The sequence below is a fragment of the Winogradskyella haliclonae genome (assembly GCF_014635865.1).
In the GTDB taxonomy this organism is placed as follows: domain Bacteria; phylum Bacteroidota; class Bacteroidia; order Flavobacteriales; family Flavobacteriaceae; genus Winogradskyella; species Winogradskyella haliclonae.
Genome location: NZ_BMDQ01000001.1, coordinates 33,886 through 55,884, shown reverse-complemented (window position 1 = coordinate 55,884; position 21,999 = coordinate 33,886). Strand labels below are relative to the sequence as shown.

The following is a 21,999-nucleotide window of genomic DNA, read 5'->3' as shown; positions in this document are numbered from 1 at the left end:
ATTATAAATTGAACTAAATTTTAATAATGAATTGTAAAAATTGTGGTCATTCTATAAATCAAAATTTTTGTTCCTATTGTGGTCAAAGAACGGCTGTGAGTTCTATAAACTTTAGAACATTAATAAACGAATTCCAGAATACTATTTTTCAGATTAATAGAGGTTTTCTTTTTACAATAAAAGAACTCGCGGTTAGACCTGGACATGCTATTCGAGATTTTATAAATGGAAAACGAAAACCGTATTATAAGCCCATATCATTTCTACTTGTTGTCACAACTATTTACATATTTGTTTCTTACTTATTAGATGTCGATTCGTTTCTTGCTAACTTTTTAAATAATTTTAAAGAAGGTTTTGATAACGCTAATCAAGAAAATAGTAAGTTAAAACTCTCAGACAATGGCATTATTGATTGGTTAAAAACCAATCAAACCTACTTGGTATTTGTATTTGTTCCAATTTTTTCGATAGCTTCTTTTATTGCTTTTTTTAAAGCTAAATACAATTTTTACGAGCATTTAGTGCTTCAACTTTACGTTACTGGACAACAGTTTGTAATGATAACTGTTTTTACCTGTATTTTCTTTTTTAATAGTGAAATATTAATGTTAGCTACTTTAGCTAGTAGTGTTTTGTATAGCCTATTTGTATACTGGCAGTTTTTTAAAGGAAAGAGTTTTATAAATATTTTCTTCAGATATATTTTAATTCAAGTTTTATTCTTTCTATTTTATTTTGTCATTTCTTTAATAACCATATTTATAGGTGTTATAATTTCAAAGTTATTGTAACTTTATTTTTAAAATTTAAAAGATATCTAAAACCATATTAAGTAAGTTAAACCTAAAAACATATCCGCTTTTGCGGAAAGTAAACATGACACAACCATACGTAAAACAAACTATAGAAAACGAAGTAGGATATATAGAATTTTTTCATCCCGCACATAACTCCTTGCCAGGTGATATATTGGCGAAGTTAGCCCAAATAATAACTGATGCGGGAAACAATGATGAAATAAAAGTAATCGTATTAAAAAGTGGAGGCGCTAGAACGTTCTGTGCTGGAGCAAGCTTTAAAGAATTAATAAACATTAGTGATGCAGAAACTGGTCGTGTGTTCTTCTCGGGATTTGCGAATGTAATTAACGCCATGCGCAAGTGTCCAAAATTTATTATTGGCCGTGTACAAGGAAAAACCGTTGGTGGAGGTGTTGGTTTAGCTTCTGCTACCGATTATTGTATGGCAACAAAATTTGCAGCTATTAAATTAAGTGAGCTAAATGTTGGTATTGGGCCATTTGTAGTTGGACCAGCGGTTGAACGTAAACTTGGGCTAAGTGGAATGTCTCAAATTGCTATTGATGCTAATAGCTTCTATCCTGCAGAATGGGCAAAGCAAAAAGGCTTGTTTACACAGGTTTTTGAATCAAGTGAAGAGTTAGATGAAGCTGTCAAAGCCTTTGCTGAAAACCTCTGCAATTACAATACAGAGGCTATGAAAGAAATGAAGCAAATGTTTTGGAAAGGTACCGAAGACTGGGATACATTATTGGCCGAACGAGCGCAGATAAGTGGCCGTTTAGTGTTAAGCGATTTCACAAAAGAGACTCTGAAGAGATTCAAATAATCAAAATCTAAATGTTAAACCTAAGGATAAATCACTATAGTCATAGCTTCTAAAGAACACGGAGTTGATATTAGTTCTGTTTGAGTTTCTATTTGTGAAATTTCCATTTAGAAACACAGTCCATTTATCATTGATTTCTTTTTCAATAGTTAAGTTAAATTGAATGTACTTATATTCAAGTTCACCTAAGAACTCATCATTAGAATTTGTAGCTTCAATGGTCTCATAATTTCTAAGCGTATAACTCGTAGTGAAATTAGCATCCCAAGATTTGGTATTATACCTTAAGTTTAAAGCCGGACTTATTTGCTTAAAAGAGAAGGCATCATCATTGTTGTCTTTTCTAATTTTATAAGTTAACATGGCTTTGATATCTATAGGCTTACTAACTGGATATTTGTAAAATAGTTGAATGCTAGCATCTTGCCATGTAAAATTATCGGACCCAGAATTTTGTGCTCTGGTAAAGGTTTTGTTGTTATAATTTAACTCAAATCCATAATGATGATAACCCATTCGACGTTTAAAAATATTTTTGAAAACGTACTTCCCCGCAATGGCATTATAAGACAATTCTGAAGTCTGAGTAGCATCGTAGTTTTTAGAGTTGACGCTTAACCTTAATTGCGAACGGTTATTTTTATGCAGTCTAAAGTCTAAGTTCGAATAGAGGCCATAATGGTTATAGCCTAACGGAAATGCCAAATCACTAGCATCAGCATTTAAACCTTCTCTATCTTTTAATCGATACCAAATGGCTGTTTTTAGTTTAGTGTTAGTTGCGAAATAATAGTCATACTGAAGCTTTGTAAAGAATTCAGAATAACTTGCATCAGATTCGGAATAGTACACTCTAGCTTGTGGACTAAATGATAGGCTTAATTCGGATTTTCGCCAAGTGCGTTTTGCAGCTAATCGCGCATAAAACCGTTGGTAAAAACTGCTAGCAAGGGCATCACTACCAGTTATTGTATTGCCGTTACTATCTACATAAGTATTCGGGAATTTAAAAATATTATGCTCAAAACCAGTATTGGTTTCAATAGTTGCACTAGTTTCTATTTGAGCACTACAGAACAAGATGCAACTTAAGTTAATAAGAAAAAGCAAATTTTTCATTGGAGTTTGTATTAAGTAGGTTAGTAGCTGTAGCAAATACTCTGATAAGTGCAGATGCATTTTCATCCTTTAATGAGACTTCAACATCGTGAACACCATTTAAAGGAATGTCTATATATATTTTTTCTAGAGCACCTGGTATTAACTTTGGATGAGTTAAGTTTTCAAGTCTTGAGGATTTTTTGCTTACAATCTTGAAAACCGTTGGGTTACCATCAATTTTTATTTGAAGTCGATTTACACAATCCTCAAGCATTTTATAATTGAAGTTTGCTCTAAAAAACAGGCGCACTTTGCTAGTGCTTTTACTAGTCTTAAATGCAAAAGTTTCTTTTTTGCTGATCTGAAAATAGGTGACTTCCTTTTTACGCTTAACATCTTTGAGAATAACTTGTTTAGCTGACTTAGGTTTTAACTCATTCCAAGTTAATTTGGTGTTCTTTACAAATGTAAACCTTGATAAAACTTGCTGTTTTGTGGTTTGTCTATAAAATGAATAGTTGTGTTTTCCGTCAGGAACTTTAATTTTTATCTTATGTGCCTTAGTAGGAGCTTTATCAGTGTTATTTTTTAATCTAGAGCGTTGTGATTTTTGCTTCTTAGGAATTTTTTGAGTTTTGATTTGCTTTCCATCCACATTATATTTCAAAATAAAAGGAAAGGAGTGTGTTTTGTTTGTTGTGACTACAGTTCTGTTATAAATGATAAGTTCGCCAGGACCTTCAATAGTAACGCTTACAGGTTTGTGCTTTGTAAGGTTATAATAGATTGAATTCGTTTTTCCAGTGGAAATTACAGTTTTAGTATTCTCGGTTTTTGGAACTAACTTTTGCTGAGCAAAAGCTAAGTTTGTCAATAGAAATAGACTTAAAAGATTAAATAATAGTTTCATTTTTAAAGATGTTATGCGTCTTGAGTTTTAATAATTTGTGTACCTAATGCATTTTGTTTTTTATCGTAATACATAGCAATGATTAATAAGCCTATAAGTAGTGCAGTTGTAATGCCAACAGTTAATAGGTCATACTTATAGGTGTTGTATAAAGCCCCTTCGCCAGGTTTAGGTAGTGGTAATGGGTCTCTTGGTAATTGATAGCGTTTTAAGAGTCGGTCGATATTTAATAAGTTAATTATGGGTATATCTTGCTTTACCATCTCGTAGACGATACCTTGTTTATCAATAAAATTGGCATGTTTTAAATTGTCTCTAAAACCAGAAGGTAATTTTTTAGAGTTATTATGGCTTCCTAGACTAGCCACGCCACCACCAACATTAATAAAGAGCTTAATACCTCTTTCTGCATTAAAAAGTGCCATGCGTTCAGCAATATTATCTTCAAGGTTATTGCCTTTTATTAGAGAAATATTATTGCGTTGAATAGCTATGATTGCTTTTTGTCTTCCGTCTTTACTTAGCGTAACACCTATGTCCTGATTTCCGCCAATTGAAGATGCGATAGGCATAAATGATACAAGCTTACTCTTATACAGTTCATTTTGCATATCTATCCACGTTAAATTGGCGTCATTCGCACCCCAAGATGATGAAGTAACAGATGTTATTAGTACAGGTCTAAGCTCTAAAGTTTCTACAGCAGCAATAACTGCCATATTAAGCGCCGGAAATGAGCCAGTGAAACACATCGCAACTTTATCTCCTTTTTTTAGCCCAGCATCTTTTATTTGCTGAACCACCATAGCCGAAAAATTAGGATTTAAAGTAGATAGCTTTATAGGTAAAGACCCACGACCAGATGTAATCTCGGTAAATTGTTGCCCTATAAGCCCAGTGTTATTAGGGTCATTAATATTATTGATGATAATTTCATCCTTAAAAAATGTTTGCTTTAAGTGTTTTTGAAGTTTCCGGTTGAGATGAGCAGCTTCAATTTTTTCATAGTAATACTGTTGTTTTTTGTAGCTTTTTAAGTTTTCTACGAGAACTAATGCTACAATAGTAATTATGGCGATTACCGATAATACTGCTGTTGACCTGATGGATATATTTTTCATATGTTGAAGTTTTGAAGTGTTAATACAGTTCGGGGAAAAGTTTTCCTGAAAAAATTAGGATGACTAATAATCTCACAATCACAGATGAGATAGATAACATGGCCATAGTTTTTACATAGCCTTGTTTTGCTGCAGTGTGCGCAATTAATCCAGGGATCACCCAGCCAATCGCACTAAGCTCTATAGTTGTAGTCTGGGTTTCTACAATGAATAAATGATGTGATATAATGGATAGGATGGTCCCTATGAGTAAGGCCACTACCATTTGTCGTCTACCAAATAAAAAGGTAAATTTTGAAATCAGTTTTATTAACCCAAAGGTGGCTAAAGAAATAATCACTAAACCTATTAATCGGTCTATATTAGTGAGTTGTAAAGCAATATATCCCGGCACAATTATACCACCTGATGCTAGTCCAAATTTTTCAATAAAAAATAAGCTGATAACGATACCGAGTGTTACTGAAAGTTCTATCATAATTAGTGTTTAGTTTTAAGCGTTTGTGTTTTGGTGAATAAGTTCAAAGTGTTTGGATAATTCGGCGCCACCAGCGCCCATATTACCAATAGCTATTATGGTAGTTTTTGGAGCAGAGGTGCTAACTAAATCATTGTATTGTTCAATAGTAGGTTTTAAACCAATGACATGAATCTGTTCAGTTGAGATGCCTTTCTCTTTGCACATTTGTACCACCATATCTAAAGATTCACCAACTAAAGCGATGCTAGAATAGTCCAACTGACTCATCATGTCTACGAGTCGTATGGCTCTATCTTGACGATCTTGTCTGGTGTTGAGTAAAAACATAAAATGCTCATCCTTGCTCGACTGCGCTTTAATAGCGTTCCAAATCATAATGGTAGATTCTGGGTCATTTGCGGCCAATGCATTGTAAAAGTGAACGCGCTTGTCATTTTCTTTGACTGTAAATCGGCGTAGTACACCTTCGTCTGGTATGGCCATTTTCATTTCGGCTAATGCAATGTTTCTATCTACACCCAGTTGGGTACAGATATCTAATGCTAAGGCTACATTTTCTTTATGTTCTATGTATGTGAATCCTTCAAGGTCTTTATTACTAATAGTTTCAGCTTTGCTTTGATGGATTTTAGTTTTACGTTTTCTAGCTATAGTAGACATATAATTGATATAGCGGTCTTCAGCAGTAAATAATCGTGTTCCTTTTGGGATAGTACCGCAAATAGCTTTAGCAACATCATTAAGTGTTGGTCCCATAACATCCAAATGGTCTAACCTTATATTGGTAATTACACCTATATCTGCCTTCACCATTTGATGTTCAGTGATTTTCTGGTAGATAGGTTGTAATGCCATGCACTCAATAATTAACACATCCGCGTTTTGTTTTGAACAATAGTCGATGATGTCTAATTGCTCTAAAATGTTGGCTTTTTCTTTACGGTGAACAACAGCTTCAGTACCATCGCTAAGAATAAGCCTAGGAAATGTTCCGGTAACTTTGGTAATAGTTTTGTAACCACCTGCTCGAAGTCCGGCACCAACTAATCTGGTAACACTAGATTTGCCACGTGTGCCATTGATATGAATTCTAGTAGGTATGGCCTTTAAGTTTTTTTGATGTAGTTGGTATTCCATCATTCCGTAAATCACGAGTATTGCGGTAATAATGATTAAAAGAATAAGGCTTTGCATTGTTTTTAATTTGCGATTGTTGCATTAAAAACAGGATGAGGAAAATTTACCCTATGTGTATTTCTAATTTTTTTTTAATTGGTTTAAAAACCACTAAATAATGTTCTAGAAAATAAGTTATGTTTGTAGTGATAACTTTATGCTATGAGCAATTCTGTTTTGAGTCATGTTTGTGACGAAGCTGTTTTTAAAAAGGTGTTTGATACCCATTTTCAAACAGTTCGAAATTTTATCTACATAAAATGTAAAGACGAAGCTCAGGCTGATGATTTAACACAAGATGCTTTTGTAAAACTTTGGAATAACTGTAAAAAAGTCACTAGAGATAAAGCAGTGTCTTATTTGTTTACAATTACAAAAAATGCATTTTTTAATGCTTTTGAACATCAAAAAGTAGTGCTTAAGTATAAATCCATTAAAAAGGATAAGGCTAATATCGAAGACCCAGAATTTTTAATGCGAGAAAAAGAGTTTCAGGCCCAACTTAATGATGCAATCAATCAATTGTCAGATAAACAACGCGAAGTATTTTTACTTAACAGAATTGAAAAGAAAAAATACAGAGAAATAGCAGAATTGCTAGATATATCAGTGAAGTCTGTTGAAACAAGAATGCAGCGTGCTCTTGAACAATTAAGAGCAAGTATAAAGAATTATAAAATTTAATATGGGGTATTTTGTAACCAACTGGTTTATAAAATAGAAGCAACTCCAAATGTAAGTTATGGCAGAAGACTACTCAGATAATTTTTTAGCAAAATGGTTGGCAGGTGAGCTTTCAGAATCTGAACTTGAGGCTTTTAAAGCGTCTGATGATTATGAAGCTTACAAGGCAATAATTAATACAATTGATTCTGCCGAATTACCAACTGCAGACCTGTCAAAAAAATATGAGGCATTTCAAACGAGGATTAAAACGCAAAATAATTCGCTTCAAGAAAATAAATCAAGTGTAAAACGAATTATCCCACTTTGGGTGTATTCATTGGCTGCTGCTTGTGTGATTTTATTTATTGGTTATAGAACATTTTTTCAACTGGCAGAATACAATACAGATTTTGCCCAACAGCAAGTTGTAATGCTTCCCGATGGTTCTGAAGCCACATTAAATGCAGATTCTCAATTAGCGTTTAAAACATTTGGTTGGAAAACTAATCGAGAATTGAACTTAAACGGTGAAGCCTATTTTAAAGTAAAAAAAGGAAAAACATTTACAGTAGCGACTACGCAAGGGAATATTACTGTTCTTGGTACAGAATTTACAGTAATATCAAGACCAAAATTTTTTAGTGCACAATGTTTTGAAGGTAAAGTACGTGTCTCAATTAATGGAGAAAAATCTGTAATTTTAACTCAAGGTATGGCTATTAATGTGCAAGAAGGCATTGCTAATCAGTACAATTTTAGAGAAAAGGAACCTAGTTGGTTAACTGATGAAAGTTCATTTATTGGTGTTGATATTTCCGAAGTTATTGCAGAGCTAGAGCGCCAATACAATATAAAAGTAAAAGGAAAAGCATTATTGAAACCTGCACAGTTTTCAGGACGATTTACGCATAATAATCTAAATCAAGCTGCATTAACCATCTTCACAGCTATGGATATACCATACCGATTATTAGAAAATAGTATTGAGATTTTATCGTATTAAATGAAGAAAGTACTTCTATCTATATTACTTTTAGTTGGACTGTTAATTCATGCTCAAGAGAAAAATTTAGATTATAATAACGAACCACTAGAACATGTTGTTCGAGATATAGAGAATCAATTTCAGGTTCGTTTTTCGTTTAATATAAAGACACTGCAAAGTCAGTATATAACACACTCTGGAGCAATTACTTTAGATGCTTTTATTAATCTTATTCAGAGTCAGACTCAAGTTAAAATTCAGCAGATTGATTCAGATAATTTTGTCATCATAAAGTCTGATGAAAAATCAATTAGAGATTTAAACTTCTTAGATGAAGTTGTTATAGTGTCTGAATATTTAACCTCCGGTTTTGATCTTAATAAAAAGACAGGCGCCATTACCGTCAAACCTAATAAACTATCAGTTTTGCCTGGGCTTGTAGAGCCTGATGTGTTGCAAAGTTTGCAATCTTTGCCAGGTGTTGCTAGTCCAACAGAATCGGCTTCTCGTTTGCACATTCGTGGCGGAACTCCAGACCAAAACCTTATTCTCTTTGATGATATTACCATGTATCATGATGGGCATCTTTTTGGTATGATTTCACCTTTCAACCCATTTGTAACTGAACAGATTGAGGTCTTTAGAAGTGGTGCTAGTGCAGAATATGGTAAGCGAATTGCAGGTGTCGTAAATATTAAAACAGTTAGCGATATTCTAGATAAACTTACTGGAAGTTTTGGGGCTAATGCCATTCAATCAGATCTTAATATTTCTGCTCCAATTATAAAGGACAAACTTGGTGTTACTGTAGCTGGTAGGCGAGCACTTACGGATATTTGGGATTCATTTACGTTCAGAAATTTTAGTGATAAGGTATTTCAAAACACAAAAATTGAAGAAGTAAATAATATACAAACCGAAGAAGAACTTTCGGTATTAGACAACACATTCAACTTTTATGATGTATTTGCAAAGATTATTTATAAGCCAATAGAGAATCACAGCCTTAGTTTTACGAGCATTTTTGTAGATAATGACTTAAACCATGTCAACCAGGATTTAGACCTAGAAGGATCCGCAGATAATTTAAAATTAAAAAATGATGGCTTCAGTTTAAATTGGAAAGGAAGTTACGGTAAACGATGGCGTTCGTTATTTAAACTTTATTATTCGGATTACATTTCAGAATATGTTAACCGACAGTTCGATGATGAATCACAAGAGGTCTTTACAAGAAATAACCGAATAAATGACTTTGGTTTATCTGCAATAGCTTATTATAAACCCTCTGATATACACGAGTTATCACTAGGCTATGATTTTTCAAATTATGAGGTGTTTTTAGAACTATTAGAAAACCAAGATGATGACACATTTACGGAACGCTCCAACACAAAGCAAAACAGGCACACCCTGTTTTCTGAATACAATTACACTTCAGATAAATGGTATGTTCGCGCAGGGTTGAGAGCAAATTACTTCTCAGATTTTGACCTTGTAAATTTTGAACCAAGATTTTATTCGGATTATCAATTAGGAAATAATTTTAAGGTCAAGATTTCTGCAGAAAAGCGTTATCAAATCATTAGTCAACTTGTAAGCTTTGATGTTAATGATTTGGGACTAGGTAATGAAGTTTGGGCATTAACTAATGAGGATATTCCTGTACTATCAAACACGCAATTCACAACTGGAATTTTATTCAACAACAATGGCTGGAAACTGGATATTGAGGCTTATCACAAAAGAATAAAAGGCTTGTCATCCTTAACAAGAGGATTTAATACAAATGCACTTAATACCGATAATTTTACTTCGGGTAGTAATACTATTTATGGGTTAGATCTGTTGGTTAAAAAAAGAATTCAAAGATTTAGTTTTTGGTTAGGTTATTCTTTGAGTAAAAATGAATTAGATTTTCCTGAAATTCAAAACACTAAATTCCCAGGAAATTTTGACCAAAGACATGTATTTTCATTGTCTAATACGTTTAATTATAAAAGATTACAGTTATCTCTTGGCTGGCAATATGCTACGGGAACTCCTTTTAGTGAAGCAAGTTCAGTTGAGGAATTTACGAATGACATGAGTCAAACCGATTATAGGATTGATTATGATGAGCAGAATGGAGGTCGTTTGCCAAGTTATCAAAGACTTGATGCTAGTGTAATCTATGATTTTTACTTTAGTAAAAAACGAAAGCTTAAAGGAAGAGTTGGTGCTTCAGTTATGAATATATTAAATCGAGAAAATGATATAGATAGATTCTTTTCGTTGGACGAAGACAATTCACCTCCAACTTTAGTTCAAGAAAACAGTATTGGATTGAATGCAACAGCTAATTTAGTTTTTCGGATTAATTTTTAATTTTAAGGATAGAATATTAAAAAATGATATACAAATTTCAAGGCTATATACCAGTAGTTCACGAAAGCAGTTTTGTGCATCCTTTAGCAACTGTAACTGGTAATGTAATTATTGGGAAAAATTGCTATGTAGGACCAGGAGCAGCCATTCGTGGCGATTGGGGACAAATCATCTTAGAAGATGGCGTCAATGTCCAAGAGAATTGTACGGTTCATATGTTTCCAGGAAAATCTATAGTATTAAAAGAAAGCGCTCATGTAGGTCATGGCGCCATTATTCATGGCGCTAATTTGGGCAGAAATTGCTTAATTGGGATGAATACGGTGATTATGGATGATGCTGAAATAGGTGATGAATCTATTGTAGGTGCAATGGCTTTTGTCAAAGCAGAAACCAAAATCCCAAAACGTAGTTTGGTGGTTGGGAACCCAGCAAAAGTGGTGAAGCAAGTGAGTGATGAGATGATTGCCTGGAAAACAAAAGGCACTGAACTCTATCAACAATTACCTAAAAATTGTCACGAGTCATTAAGAGAAGTTGAGCCATTGCGAGAGGTTCCTGAGACTATGAAAGTCCAAGATAATGTGTATAAGACTTTAAGGGAGACTTTTAAAAAGTAGATGTCTTAAATCCTGCTCAAGTCAATTTCATTCGTTTCTTTTCCAGTAGACAGCGTAATTAAACTCTGTACATTTCCTAGATATGGCAAAAGTGTCAATTTTGAAATAATAAACGTTTCGTAAGCTTCAATATCTTCAACCACAAGTTTCAATAAATAATCAAAGTTTCCACTAACACGATGGCACTCAATTATCTCAGGAAAATTATTGATTTCCTTCACAAATTTTTCAAGATAACTTCTGGTGTGACCTTGAAGCGTAATACCAATAAAAACAGTAAGTTTTAAACCAATCTTTTTATTGTCTAATACAGCAACATATTTTTTGATATAGCCTTCTTTTTCTAGTTTTTTTATACGTTCAAAAACAGGCGAAGTCGTCATGCCTAAAGCTTCTGCAATACTCTTTGTGGTACGGTTGCTATTATTCTGAAGCATGGCTAGAATTTTGGTGTCAATACTGTCTAATGCATATCCCATAGAAAATTATTCTTCCGGTTTTTAATATTTCAAATATAAAAAGAATTAAATTCTTTTAATTTAAATTATTAAAGAAAATTATTCTGTTAAAATTTAATTTATAAGTTATTAACAATTTAAAAAACAGTAAATTATTAGTTTTGATGCTGAGGTAAAAAGGTTAAGATTTGAGCAAATTTGAATTAAAAATGCCCAAAATGGGCGAAAGTATTACTGAGGGCACCATAATAAATTGGTTGGTTAATGAAGGTGATACGTTTGAAGAAGGCGATATTATTCTTGAAGTGGCAACAGACAAGGTGGATAATGAAGTGCCAGCACCTTCTTCAGGAACGTTGGTTCAAACCCTTTTTAAGGCAAAAGATGTTGTGCCTGTTGGCGAGGTGATTGCCATTTTAGAGGTTTCAGATGAAGTTAGCTCTAAAAAAGAGTCAAAAGTTGAAAAGGTAGAAGCTTCTGCAGAGAAGAAAAAAGAAAAAACCAAGCGAGTAAAACCAACTCAGAATCCTGTACAATCCAATAACTTTAGTGTTTCTAATAGCAATACGTTTTTTTCTCCATTAGTTTTAGAGATAGCAAAAGCAGAACACATTAGTTTTGAGGAATTGGCTAGAATTCCAGCTACAGGTAATGAAGGAAGACTTCGTAAAAGTGATGTTTTTCAGTATATCGAAGACGGAAGACCATACAAGTTTGCACAGCCTGTAACTCAAGACCCAACAGCATACAGAATACCGCAATTAACATTTGATAAAGGAAAAGGAAAAATTATAGAAATGGACCGTATGCGTCAGATGATTGCGGATCATATGGTTTATTCTAAGCACACGTCACCACATGTTACGGCTTATGTTGAAGCTGATTTAACCAATATGGTACAATGGCGTAATGCTAACAAAAAAGCGTTTCAAGAGAAATACGGTGAGCGATTAACATTCACACCTTTATTTGTTGAGGCAGTTGCAAAAGCAGTTAAAGATTTTCCAAATATTAATGCCTCAGTTGACGGCACTAATATTATTGTAAAAGACGCGATAAATATTGGTATGGCTACAGCTTTACCAAGTGGTAACTTAATTGTTCCTGTAGTAAAAAATGCAGATACCAAAGATTTAAAAACCCTTGCTACAGACGTTAATGATTTAGCTGCAAAAGCTAGAGAAAATAAATTGTCGGGTGACGATATTAAAGGTAGTACGTTTACCATTTCTAATGTGGGAACGTTTGGAAGTGTTATGGGAACGCCAATTATCAATCAACCAGAAGTAGCCATTTTAGCTTTAGGGATTATTAAAAAACGACCTGAAGTTATTGAGACTGAAAATGGTGATGAGATTGCCATAAGAAGCATGATGTACTTATCCCTGTCTTTTGATCATCGCGTTGTTGATGGGTTTTTAGGCGGAAGCTTTGTACGTCGTGTTGCAGATTATTTTGAGAAATTCGATACCGATAGAAAAATATAAAATTTGTTATCCTGAATTTATTTCAGGGTCTCATAAACCTAATAATTATGAGTTTTAATATAAATATTACTAAAGTAGAGCAATCTAAAGTTGATGCTTTAGACTTTGACAATATACCATTAGGAACCACTTTCACAGACCATATGTTTATCTGTGATTATGAAAATGGTGAATGGATTAATCCCAGAATTGTCCCAATGGGGCTAATTCCAACACATCCAGCAGCAATGGCATTACACTATGGCCAAGCCATATTCGAAGGTATGAAAGCTTATAAAGACACTCATGGTGAGCCAATGTTATTTAGACCAGACCAAAATGCAAAGCGATTAAACACAAGTGCAGATCGTATGGGTATGCCACATTTTCCTGAAGATTTGTTTGTAGAAGGATTAAAAGAATTGGTGAGTTTAGAGCATAACTGGATTCCACCAAAAGACGGTAGTGCTTTGTATTTAAGACCTTTTATGTATGCAGATGAACCTTTTATAGGTATGCGAGCAGCCACTCATTATAAGTTTATTATTATGGCATCACCAGCAGGTCCTTTTTTTAGTAAGCGTATTAAGCTTTGGGCAGAAAAGCAGTTTATAAGAGCAGCTCATGGCGGTACAGGAGAAGCTAAAGCTGCTGGAAATTATGCAGCTGCTATTCGTCCAACGGAGTTAGCAAAAGCTAAAGGTTATGACCAGGTATTATGGTTAGATGCTGCTGAGCATAAATACATTCAAGAAGTAGGGACGATGAATATCTTCTTTAAAATTGATGGTGCCTTTATTACGCCTAAGCTAGATGGTTCTGTGCTAGATGGTATTACACGAAAGAGTGTTATAGATGTATTAAGAAACAAAGGACTCAACGTTATTGAGCGTTTAATTACTTTACAAGAAATAAAAGAAGCTTCCCAAAACGGAACTTTAGAAGAGGCTTTTGGAGCAGGTACTGCAGTAGGTATTGCTTATATCCAAGAGATTGGCTTAGAAGGAGAAACCATTCATGTGTCTGATGAAAGCCCAGTTGGTTTAGAGATTAATAACACTCTGGATGCTATTAAAACTGGAAAAGAAGAAGACAAGTTTGGTTGGATGTTAAAAACTAGAAAAGAACTTGCTTAAATGAATAAAGACATCTTAAAAAAGGGGTTTTCTAAACTCTGCACGGCAAAAGCAATGGCAGAGTTATATGAAGAAAACTTTAAGCAAGTTTCAAAATATGTGCATGCAACATCCCGTGGTCATGAAGCAATTCAGGTGGCTTTAGGACTGCAATTATTACCTCAAGATTATGCGTTTCCGTATTATCGCGATGATGCCATGCTATTAGCGTTTGGTTTAGAGCCTTACGACGTCATGTTGCAATTATTGGCAAAAAAAGACGATCCGTTTTCTGGTGGTAGAACCTATTATTCTCATCCTAGCTTAAAGGACGATGATAAACCTAAAATTCCTCATCAGTCATCAGCAACAGGCATGCAAGCTATTCCTGCAACAGGTGTTGCAATGGGAATGCAGTATAAAGAATTACAAGGCTTAAATGATGCTTCAATAGAAAACCCTATTTCAGTGTGTTCCCTTGGTGATGCGTCTGTAACTGAAGGAGAAATTGCAGAAGCGTTTCAAATGGCAGCTTTAAAACAAATGCCAATACTATATCTTGTTCAAGATAATGGATGGGATATATCTGCAAACGAAGCCGAAACTCGAGCACAGAATGCTGCTGAGTATGCAGCTGGATTTCATGGTTTAGAAGCCATAAGTATTGATGGTGCTAATTTTATAGAGAGTTATGAAGCTATCGAAAAAGTGATAGCAACTATACGTAAGGAGCGACGTCCGTTTTTGGTTCATGCAAAAGTTCCGCTTTTAAACCATCATACATCGGGTGTGCGTATGGAATGGTATCGTGATGATTTAGAGGAAGCACGTTCTCGAGACCCATATCCTGTACTTAAACAGCAATTGTTAGATAATGGATTTTCTGAAGCTGAAGTTGATGCCATAGAAAATAAAGCAAAAGAAAAAGTAGCTTCAGATTTTGAAAAGGCTTTAAAAGCGGAAGATCCTAAACCTGAAGATTTATTTACCCATGATTTTGCACCAACACCAATAACCGAAGAAAAAGGAACTCGCGAACCTGAAGGTGCTGAAAAAGTTGTGATGGTTGATTGTGCGTTATTTGCTGTTGAAGAGTTAATGAGAGCACATAAAGAATGTTTGTTGTATGGTCAAGATGTTGGCGGACGATTAGGGGGCGTGTTTAGAGAAGCTGCAACTTTAGCGCAAAAGTTTGGTGATGATAGAGTATTTAATACACCTATTCAAGAAGCATTTATTGTAGGTTCAACAGTGGGGATGTCTGCAGTTGGATTAAAACCAATTGTTGAGGTGCAATTTGCAGATTATATCTGGCCAGGACTCAACCAGTTATTTACAGAAGTGAGTAGAAGTTGTTACTTGTCTAACGGAAAATGGCCTGTGAGTATGATTCTTCGTGTGCCTATTGGCGCTTATGGTAGTGGTGGGCCTTATCATTCGTCTTCTGTAGAAAGTGTAGTTACTAATATCAGAGGAATAAAAATTGCTTATCCTAGTAATGGAGCGGATTTAAAAGGTCTAATGAAAGCTGCCTATCACGACCCTAATCCTGTAGTCATTTTAGAGCACAAAGGCTTGTACTGGTCTAAAGTACCAGGAACACAAGGGGCTACTTCTGTAGAACCTTCTGAAGATTATGTATTACCATTTGGTAAAGCCTGGTTGCTTCAGGAAATATGGAAACAAGAAAGTGTTGAAACCTGTACTATTGTAACCTACGGAATGGGTGTACATTGGGCTTATAATGCTTCTGGAGAGCTAGGTATGCGAGACCAAATAGAAATTATTGATTTAAGAACATTGTACCCTTTAGATGAGGAAACAATACTAAAATCAGTGAAGAAAACAGGTAAATGTTTGGTTGTTACTGAAGAACCGTCAAACAATAGTTTTGCAAGAGCTTTAGCAGGGAAAATTCAGGAAGAATGTTTTAGGTATTTGGATGCACCTGTGATGACTATTGGTAGTGAAAATATGCCTGCAATTCCATTAAATTCTACATTAGAGCAGGCGATGATTCCTTCTACTGAAAAGGTGAAAGCTAAAATTGAAGATTTGTTCAATTACTAGTCTTTTGTATATTAGGAGATATAAACTTATTTCATGTATACAAGACGGATATTCCCTGTAAAAGGTGTCATCAAATGGACTAGACGACGCATAATTTTATTTTTAATCCTAGCTACAATTCCGGTAATATTATTTGATATTGTTGGGTTAAAATGGCTTCATGTGCCTTGGTTACCTTTAGGAGTTTTAGGTACTGCTGTAGCTTTCTTAGTGAGTTTTAAAAACAATGCATCTTATGATAGGTTATGGGAAGCTCGAAAAATTTGGGGTGGCATTGTTAATGCATCTCGTTCATGGACCATACAAGTAAAAGATTTTATAACTAACGACCATGCTGATAAAAAAGTTAGCGCTGAAGAACTTAAGGCTATTCATAAAGAGTTGGTGCATAGACATGTAGCTTGGCTTACAGCTTTGCGTTATCAATTGCGTAAAGATAAACCGTGGGAAATGCATTTAAAAAATACAAAATCGAATAGAGAATTTCGTGAATCTCAATATTTAGTTTGTGAAGATACAATTCCTATAAAAGAAGCGATTAGTCCTTATGTTTCGGAGCAAGAATATGATGAGTTATTTGCAAAAGGAAATCAAGCATCTCAAATCTTGGGTATACAATCAAGACGTTTAAGAGAGTTAAAATCATCAGGTCTTATCGATGATTTTAGGCATATGGAAATGGAGAATATATTGGTAGAGTTCTACACCTTACAAGGAAAAAGTGAACGAATTAAGAACTTTCCTTACCCAAGACAATATGCAACAATGAACTATATTTTTGTATGGTTGTTTATACTAATGTTACCTTATGGTATTATGGAAGAGTTTGAATCGATAGGAAAGCATATTCTTAATGAATTAACTGTACATCAATCAAGAACATCTTGGGGACATTTAATTCAAGAATTTATAGCGACCCATTTTGTATGGTTTTCAATTCCTTTTAGTGCATTGCTAGCATGGGTATTCCATACTATGGAGGCTATAGGTGAAAATACTGAGAACCCATTTGAGGGTGGTCCTAACGATGTGCCAATTACTAATATGAGTAGAGGTATTGAAATTGATATAAGGCAATTGATAGATGATACAGATATTCCTGAGCCTTACGAATGGAAAAATGATATTGTCATGTAAAATAAAAAGGCTTTCAGGAAAATTGAAAGCCTTTTTTGTTACATATTATATTCAGAAAGTGACTTAGTAAATTTTTCAGGATCTGCCGCTAAGTGATACCTTGGATCCTCAATATCTTCAATAATAACTTCCTTAAACTTTGGGCTAGCCTTATACATTAAATTTTTACAATCTCCACTTAAGTGTTTTAGCTTGATAGATTTCCCTGCAGCTTCATACTTATTTACTAAATTGAAAATAGCTTCTAAAGCTGAATGATCACTAACGCGTGATTCAACAAAATCTATTTCAACATTTAGCGGGTCATTTTTCACATCAAATTTTGCGTTGAAATTTTGAATTGAACCAAAAAATAATGGCCCCCAAATTTCATATGTTTTGGTACCATCAGGCTGCATACGTTTACGTGCTCTAATCATGGTTGCATTTTTCCATGCAAATACCAGTGCCGAAATAATAACACCCGCTATAACAGCTACGGCTAAATCTTTCCAAACTGTAATGGCAGAAACAGCAATTAAAACAATGGCATCAGATAAAGGAATCTTTCTTATAATTCTAAAACTAGACCAAGCAAATGTTCCGATAACGACCATAAACATAACACCTACTAAAGCCGCAATTGGAATTTGTTCAATTAATGGAGCTCCAAATAACACAAAGCATAATAAAGCTATTGCAGCTATAGCACCAGATAATCGCCCACGACCACCAGAATCAACATTAATAATAGATTGCCCTATCATAGCACAACCGCCCATTCCGCCAAATAAACCATTCAATATATTGGCACTACCTTGGGCTATACATTCTCTATTTCCGTTGCCACGAGTTTCGGTAATTTCGTCAACAAGATTTAAGGTCATTAAAGATTCTATTAATCCAACTGCAGCTAATATGAAAGCAGTAGAAAAAATCAAATCCCAATGACCATTCAATGTGTTAAACAATCCAAAAATCTGATCTTGAAATGTCGGTAAACTCCCTTCTATACCATCTGTTCCGCCTCTATCGGCAATAAAAGAACCTACTGTACTAACATCTAATTTACCAAGAATTGTTATTGCAGCTACGACTATAATTGCTACTAAAGCAGCAGGAATTTTCTTCGTCAATTTAGGTAAACCATACATCACTCCCATAGTTAATACTATAAGTCCTAGCATAACCCAAAGCGGTTGACCACTCATGAACTGTAACTCACCATTGACCCGCTCTTTAAATAAACCAAGTTGTGCTAAAAAGATAACAATAGCTAAACCATTGACAAAGCCCATCATAACTGGATGTGGAATTAGTCGCACAAACTTTCCAAGTTTAAAAACACCTGCTAATATTTGGATACCTCCGACAAAAAGTAATGTAATAAAAAGCCATTGTAATCCTAGGTTTTCAATAGGAGTGTCTAAGGTTATACCAACTTCATTACCTTTTTTAATTAGATGAACCATTACTACTGCCATGGCTCCTGTTGCGCCCGATATCATTCCAGGTCTTCCACCAAAAAGTGCTGTGACTATCCCCATCATAAAAGCACCATAAAGACCAACAATGGGAGGGACATCTGCGATGAATGCAAATGCAACGGCTTCAGGAACTAATGCTAAAGCTACTGTCAATCCAGATAGAATATCATTCTTAGGATTTTGCGTGAAATTTTTTCGAGTTGTTTGACCTAATATCATAATGCTTCATCTTAAAAGTGCGCAAAGATAAACTTTTATGGGAGATGACTTATAAGACTATAATCAAAAAAAAGAGCACCCAGATTATGGATGCTCTTGATTAGATAAGTGCTATGTCTTTTATTTTGTACTAGCTTCTGGTGGATATTTTGTCATCATTGCAGAAACAAATTCTTTAATTCTGGCTTCTTTCTTTTCAACGTTTTTGGTGGCTAAATAACCTGTGCCAGATCCTTGCCATATGAGCTGTTTTTTGTTTGCGTCTATAAAATCTACAAAGAGAATACCTTCGGTTCTAGTAGAGACGTTATTTCCGCCCCAGCCAAAACCAGGTCCCCAGGCACCCCAACCAGGTCCCCAGCCCCATCTTCCAAATCCGCCCCAGCCCCAAGCGCCAACACCCCAAGCATTATTGTATATATCAACACGCTGATTAGATTTGGTAAAAATGCTAACAAGCATATCAGGGTTTTCTGATTTGGTCATGCCTTTTGCCATCAATTCTGCTTCAACGGCTTTAAGTATTCGACGTTTATCCAAGTCGCTAATTTCTGCTTTATCAATGCCTGGCTTGAAAAAAGCAAAAGTTTTGTAATCGTTAAACTGAGTTTCTTTATCATAGTCTGATGCTACGCGCACAGAGCTACAAGAGCTCATTAATACTGCTAAGAGTAGCAGAGGAAAAAATTTAATCGTCTTTTTCATAATCTGAGTAGTTTTTATTTGAGTTCGAGTCCGTTTAAAAGTTCTTCATCAACAGTATTTGGTAATGTCACTTTTAGATTAGGTTCACTTTCCATAGCACGTTTTATAGCAAAAACCGCACCTTCATTTCGTGCCCAACATCTCCGCGAAATACCGTTATTAACATCCCAAAACAACATCTGTTTCAGGCGTTTAGATGCTTCTTTACTACCATCAAGAACCATACCAAAACCACCGTTTATAACTTCGCCCCATCCAACGCCTCCACCATTGTGTATGCTAACCCATGTCGCACCTCTAAAACTATCACCTATAACGTTGTGTATGGCCATGTCTGCTGTAAATCTTGAGCCGTCATATATGTTACTTGTTTCTCGATAAGGAGAGTCTGTTCCGGAAACATCATGGTGATCGCGTCCTAAAATTACGTAGCCTATTTTATTATTTTGGATAGCTTTATTAAAAGCTTCGGCAATTTTCATTCGACCTTCAGCATCTGCATAAAGAATTCTTGCTTGTGATCCAACTACCAATTTATTTTCTTGTGCACCTTTTATCCATTGAATGTTATCTGCCATTTGCTGCCGAATTTCTTTAGGCGCATTTTTCATTATGTCTTCGAGGATTTGGCAAGCAATCTCATCTGTTTTGTTTAAATCTTCAGGGTCTCCTGAAGCACAGACCCAACGGAAAGGCCCAAAACCATAATCAAAACACATTGGTCCCATAATATCCTGAACATAGCTTGGGTATTTGAACTCTCTTCCTAATGACGGATTCTCATTCATGATATCTGCACCAGCACGTGAGGCTTCTAGTAAAAAGGCATTGCCATAATCGAAGAAATAAGTACCTTTTTTCGTGTGTTTATTTATAGCATTGGCATGACGACGAAGCGTTTCCTGAACTTTGTTTTTAAATAACTCAGGTGTATTAGCCATCATATTATTAGCATCTTCAAAAGAAATTCCAACAGGATAATAACCGCCCGCCCAAGGATTGTGAAGTGAGGTTTGGTCACTTCCTAAGTCGATATAAATATTAGCTTCGTCAAATTTTTCCCAGACATCAACAATATTGCCTAAATAGGCAATAGATATAGTTTCTTTTTCAGCTTTAGCTCTATTGACTCTTGAAACAAGTTCATCTAAATCCGTAATTTTTTCATCAATCCAACCTTGGTCTAATCGTACTTGGGTAATTTTCGGATTTACCTCTGCACAAACGGTAATACAACCTGCAATATTACCTGCTTTAGGTTGTGCGCCAGACATACCACCCAATCCAGATGTTACAAATAAATTACCTTTAGGTTCTTTTCCTATTTTTCTAAAGCCATTTAAGACTGTAATTGTTGTGCCATGGACAATGCCTTGTGGGCCAATGTACATGTAACTCCCTGCGGTCATTTGTCCATACTGTGTAACACCAAGTGCATTAAATTTTTCCCAATCATCGGGTTTAGAATAATTTGGTATCATCATACCATTAGTGACTACAACCCTAGGCGCTTCTTTATGGCTTGGAAATAAGCCCATTGGATGACCAGAATACATAACAAGAGTTTGCTCGTCGTTCATTTCAGCCAAATACTTCATAGTCAATAGATATTGGGCCCAGTTAGAAAACACAGCTCCGTTACCGCCATAAGTAATGAGTTCATGAGGATGTTGCGCTACTGCATAATCCAAGTTATTTTGGATCATCAACATTATAGCTGCAGCTTGCTTAGATTTTGCAGGATACTCATCAATTGGTCTAGCGTACATTTTGTAATCTGGTCTAAACCGATACATGTAGATGCGACCATAAGTTTCAAGCTCTTTTTTAAACTCTTCTAATAAAACTTTATGATGTTTTTTATCAAAGTATCTCAATGCATTTTGTAATGCTAGCTTTTTCTCTTCAGGAGAAAGGATATCCTTTCTAAAAGGGGCATGATTTATAGCTTTATCATAAGGCTTTGGATTAGGTAATTGCTCGGGAATACCTTGTAGTATTTGGTCTTTGAATATTGTAAGCGTTGTCTGCATTACTTTTTTTTTAATGTTTCTTTTGAAAATCCGTAGGGACAATGTCTGCAACCGCTTTCGCAACAATATCCTCTTTTTAAATGGTATTGCTCAGTAAAACAGCGGTAGCCTTCAGGTGTTAAGTAATAATCACCATCTTCTATTGGGACATATTTTTTCATAGATAACAAAGATAACTTATTTTGGAGTGATTTTTGAATATGATTAAGCGTGATATTGATTTCAAAATATATAGTGCCTAAAGGCTATTCAGGCCTGACTTTGTTTCCGT

The 21,999-nt window shown here is 34.9% G+C and carries 20 protein-coding genes; 10 read left to right on the top strand and 10 right to left on the bottom strand.

The genetic code is table 11. The annotated features are described in order from the left end of the window. Window positions 1-26: 26 nt before the first annotated feature. Window positions 27-794 carry a DUF3667 domain-containing protein gene (locus IEV10_RS00250; RefSeq protein ID WP_188372687.1) on the top strand — a complete coding sequence of 256 codons (768 nt, stop codon included), beginning with the start codon at window positions 27-29 and terminating at the stop codon, window positions 792-794. Window positions 795-879: 85 nt separating this feature from the next. Then, complete coding sequence (locus tag IEV10_RS00245) at window positions 880-1,632, top strand: enoyl-CoA hydratase/isomerase family protein (protein WP_188372686.1); 753 nt, start codon at window positions 880-882, stop codon at window positions 1,630-1,632. Here IEV10_RS00245 and IEV10_RS00240 read toward each other — a convergent pair whose 3' ends face one another. From IEV10_RS00240 to pgsB, 5 genes are read right to left on the bottom strand one after another with little or no spacing between them, the layout of a single operon-like run. Next, window positions 1,633-2,751 (bottom strand): TonB-dependent receptor, encoded by a 1,119-nt coding sequence (locus tag IEV10_RS00240; protein ID WP_188372685.1) that lies wholly within the window; start codon window positions 2,749-2,751, stop codon window positions 1,633-1,635. It lies immediately after the preceding gene. Then, the gene (locus IEV10_RS00235) at window positions 2,726-3,643 is read right to left on the bottom strand and encodes a hypothetical protein (RefSeq protein WP_188372684.1); all 918 of its coding nucleotides are present in this window, start codon (window positions 3,641-3,643) and stop codon (window positions 2,726-2,728) included. The genes IEV10_RS00240 and IEV10_RS00235 overlap by 26 nt, the downstream gene beginning before the upstream one ends. Window positions 3,644-3,654: 11 nt before the next feature. Continuing rightward, complete coding sequence (gene pgsW / locus IEV10_RS00230; protein ID WP_188372683.1) at window positions 3,655-4,764, bottom strand: poly-gamma-glutamate system protein; 1,110 nt, start codon at window positions 4,762-4,764, stop codon at window positions 3,655-3,657. 19 nt (window positions 4,765-4,783) lie between these two features. Further along, the gene (gene pgsC, locus IEV10_RS00225) at window positions 4,784-5,242 is read right to left on the bottom strand and encodes a poly-gamma-glutamate biosynthesis protein PgsC (RefSeq protein WP_188372682.1); all 459 of its coding nucleotides are present in this window, start codon (window positions 5,240-5,242) and stop codon (window positions 4,784-4,786) included. Window positions 5,243-5,257: 15 nt separating this feature from the next. Continuing rightward, complete coding sequence (gene pgsB / locus IEV10_RS00220) at window positions 5,258-6,439, bottom strand: poly-gamma-glutamate synthase PgsB (RefSeq protein ID WP_188372681.1); 1,182 nt, start codon at window positions 6,437-6,439, stop codon at window positions 5,258-5,260. Between the two features lie 144 nt (window positions 6,440-6,583). Here pgsB and IEV10_RS00215 point away from each other — a divergent pair, with 144 nt between their 5' ends. Genes IEV10_RS00215 through IEV10_RS00200 form a run of 4 tightly spaced genes read left to right on the top strand, consistent with a single transcriptional unit; the run spans window position 6,584 to window position 11,059 of the window. After that, window positions 6,584-7,105: an RNA polymerase sigma factor gene (locus IEV10_RS00215; protein ID WP_188372680.1), complete on the top strand. Its 522-nt coding sequence runs from the start codon at window positions 6,584-6,586 to the stop codon at window positions 7,103-7,105. Window positions 7,106-7,163: 58 nt separating this feature from the next. After that, window positions 7,164-8,090 carry a FecR family protein gene (locus tag IEV10_RS00210; protein WP_188372679.1) on the top strand — a complete coding sequence of 309 codons (927 nt, stop codon included), beginning with the start codon at window positions 7,164-7,166 and terminating at the stop codon, window positions 8,088-8,090. After that, window positions 8,091-10,439, top strand: coding sequence for a TonB-dependent receptor plug domain-containing protein (locus IEV10_RS00205; RefSeq protein ID WP_188372678.1), 2,349 nt, complete (start codon window positions 8,091-8,093; stop codon window positions 10,437-10,439). A gap of 23 nt (window positions 10,440-10,462) precedes the next feature. After that, window positions 10,463-11,059 carry an acyltransferase gene (locus tag IEV10_RS00200; protein ID WP_188372677.1) on the top strand — a complete coding sequence of 199 codons (597 nt, stop codon included), beginning with the start codon at window positions 10,463-10,465 and terminating at the stop codon, window positions 11,057-11,059. Window positions 11,060-11,064: 5 nt separating this feature from the next. Here IEV10_RS00200 and IEV10_RS00195 read toward each other — a convergent pair whose 3' ends face one another. Beyond that, window positions 11,065-11,538 carry an Lrp/AsnC family transcriptional regulator gene (locus tag IEV10_RS00195; RefSeq protein WP_188372676.1) on the bottom strand — a complete coding sequence of 158 codons (474 nt, stop codon included), beginning with the start codon at window positions 11,536-11,538 and terminating at the stop codon, window positions 11,065-11,067. A gap of 197 nt (window positions 11,539-11,735) precedes the next feature. Between IEV10_RS00195 and IEV10_RS00190 the strand changes: the two genes are divergently transcribed. From IEV10_RS00190 to IEV10_RS00175, 4 genes are read left to right on the top strand one after another with little or no spacing between them, the layout of a single operon-like run. Beyond that, window positions 11,736-13,004, top strand: a complete 1,269-nt coding sequence (locus IEV10_RS00190) for a dihydrolipoamide acetyltransferase family protein (protein ID WP_229719636.1) — start codon at window positions 11,736-11,738, stop codon at window positions 13,002-13,004. A gap of 47 nt (window positions 13,005-13,051) precedes the next feature. Further along, window positions 13,052-14,119, top strand: coding sequence for a branched-chain amino acid aminotransferase (locus IEV10_RS00185; protein WP_188372675.1), 1,068 nt, complete (start codon window positions 13,052-13,054; stop codon window positions 14,117-14,119). Next, on the top strand, window positions 14,120-16,168 hold the full coding sequence (locus tag IEV10_RS00180; protein WP_188372674.1) for an alpha-ketoacid dehydrogenase subunit alpha/beta: 2,049 nt from the start codon (window positions 14,120-14,122) through the stop codon (window positions 16,166-16,168). It abuts the gene before it with no gap. Between the two features lie 33 nt (window positions 16,169-16,201). Next, window positions 16,202-17,305, top strand: coding sequence for a bestrophin family protein (locus tag IEV10_RS00175; protein WP_188372673.1), 1,104 nt, complete (start codon window positions 16,202-16,204; stop codon window positions 17,303-17,305). Between the two features lie 38 nt (window positions 17,306-17,343). Here IEV10_RS00175 and IEV10_RS00170 read toward each other — a convergent pair whose 3' ends face one another. The 4 genes from IEV10_RS00170 to IEV10_RS00155 form a co-directional block, all read right to left on the bottom strand. After that, window positions 17,344-18,990, bottom strand: a complete 1,647-nt coding sequence (locus tag IEV10_RS00170) for a SulP family inorganic anion transporter (protein ID WP_188372672.1) — start codon at window positions 18,988-18,990, stop codon at window positions 17,344-17,346. 120 nt (window positions 18,991-19,110) lie between these two features. Continuing rightward, a complete protein-coding gene (locus IEV10_RS00165; RefSeq protein WP_188372671.1) occupies window positions 19,111-19,695 on the bottom strand; it encodes a DUF4136 domain-containing protein in 585 nt (194 codons plus the stop codon). Window positions 19,696-19,709: 14 nt separating this feature from the next. Further along, the gene (gene hutU / locus IEV10_RS00160; RefSeq protein WP_188372670.1) at window positions 19,710-21,728 is read right to left on the bottom strand and encodes a urocanate hydratase; all 2,019 of its coding nucleotides are present in this window, start codon (window positions 21,726-21,728) and stop codon (window positions 19,710-19,712) included. Beyond that, the gene (locus tag IEV10_RS00155) at window positions 21,728-21,889 is read right to left on the bottom strand and encodes a C1orf53 family protein (protein ID WP_188372669.1); all 162 of its coding nucleotides are present in this window, start codon (window positions 21,887-21,889) and stop codon (window positions 21,728-21,730) included. Before IEV10_RS00155 ends, hutU begins: the two co-directional genes overlap by 1 nt. Between the last annotated feature and the right edge of the window lie 110 nt (window positions 21,890-21,999).

What these genes read in the sequence shown, in the direction of transcription:
- IEV10_RS00250 (WP_188372687.1), top strand. Translation starts at nt 27, where the DNA reads ATGAATTGTAAAAATTGTGGTCATTCTATAAATCAAAATTTTTGTTCC.
- IEV10_RS00245 (WP_188372686.1), top strand. Translation starts at nt 880, where the DNA reads ATGACACAACCATACGTAAAACAAACTATAGAAAACGAAGTAGGATAT.
- IEV10_RS00240 (WP_188372685.1), bottom strand. Translation starts at nt 2,751, where the DNA reads ATGAAAAATTTGCTTTTTCTTATTAACTTAAGTTGCATCTTGTTCTGT.
- IEV10_RS00235 (WP_188372684.1), bottom strand. Translation starts at nt 3,643, where the DNA reads ATGAAACTATTATTTAATCTTTTAAGTCTATTTCTATTGACAAACTTA.
- pgsW (WP_188372683.1), bottom strand. Translation starts at nt 4,764, where the DNA reads ATGAAAAATATATCCATCAGGTCAACAGCAGTATTATCGGTAATCGCC.
- pgsC (WP_188372682.1), bottom strand. Translation starts at nt 5,242, where the DNA reads ATGATAGAACTTTCAGTAACACTCGGTATCGTTATCAGCTTATTTTTT.
- pgsB (WP_188372681.1), bottom strand. Translation starts at nt 6,439, where the DNA reads ATGCAAAGCCTTATTCTTTTAATCATTATTACCGCAATACTCGTGATT.
- IEV10_RS00215 (WP_188372680.1), top strand. Translation starts at nt 6,584, where the DNA reads ATGAGCAATTCTGTTTTGAGTCATGTTTGTGACGAAGCTGTTTTTAAA.
- IEV10_RS00210 (WP_188372679.1), top strand. Translation starts at nt 7,164, where the DNA reads ATGGCAGAAGACTACTCAGATAATTTTTTAGCAAAATGGTTGGCAGGT.
- IEV10_RS00205 (WP_188372678.1), top strand. Translation starts at nt 8,091, where the DNA reads ATGAAGAAAGTACTTCTATCTATATTACTTTTAGTTGGACTGTTAATT.
- IEV10_RS00200 (WP_188372677.1), top strand. Translation starts at nt 10,463, where the DNA reads ATGATATACAAATTTCAAGGCTATATACCAGTAGTTCACGAAAGCAGT.
- IEV10_RS00195 (WP_188372676.1), bottom strand. Translation starts at nt 11,538, where the DNA reads ATGGGATATGCATTAGACAGTATTGACACCAAAATTCTAGCCATGCTT.
- IEV10_RS00190 (WP_229719636.1), top strand. Translation starts at nt 11,736, where the DNA reads ATGGGCGAAAGTATTACTGAGGGCACCATAATAAATTGGTTGGTTAAT.
- IEV10_RS00185 (WP_188372675.1), top strand. Translation starts at nt 13,052, where the DNA reads ATGAGTTTTAATATAAATATTACTAAAGTAGAGCAATCTAAAGTTGAT.
- IEV10_RS00180 (WP_188372674.1), top strand. Translation starts at nt 14,120, where the DNA reads ATGAATAAAGACATCTTAAAAAAGGGGTTTTCTAAACTCTGCACGGCA.
- IEV10_RS00175 (WP_188372673.1), top strand. Translation starts at nt 16,202, where the DNA reads ATGTATACAAGACGGATATTCCCTGTAAAAGGTGTCATCAAATGGACT.
- IEV10_RS00170 (WP_188372672.1), bottom strand. Translation starts at nt 18,990, where the DNA reads ATGATATTAGGTCAAACAACTCGAAAAAATTTCACGCAAAATCCTAAG.
- IEV10_RS00165 (WP_188372671.1), bottom strand. Translation starts at nt 19,695, where the DNA reads ATGAAAAAGACGATTAAATTTTTTCCTCTGCTACTCTTAGCAGTATTA.
- hutU (WP_188372670.1), bottom strand. Translation starts at nt 21,728, where the DNA reads ATGCAGACAACGCTTACAATATTCAAAGACCAAATACTACAAGGTATT.
- IEV10_RS00155 (WP_188372669.1), bottom strand. Translation starts at nt 21,889, where the DNA reads ATGAAAAAATATGTCCCAATAGAAGATGGTGATTATTACTTAACACCT.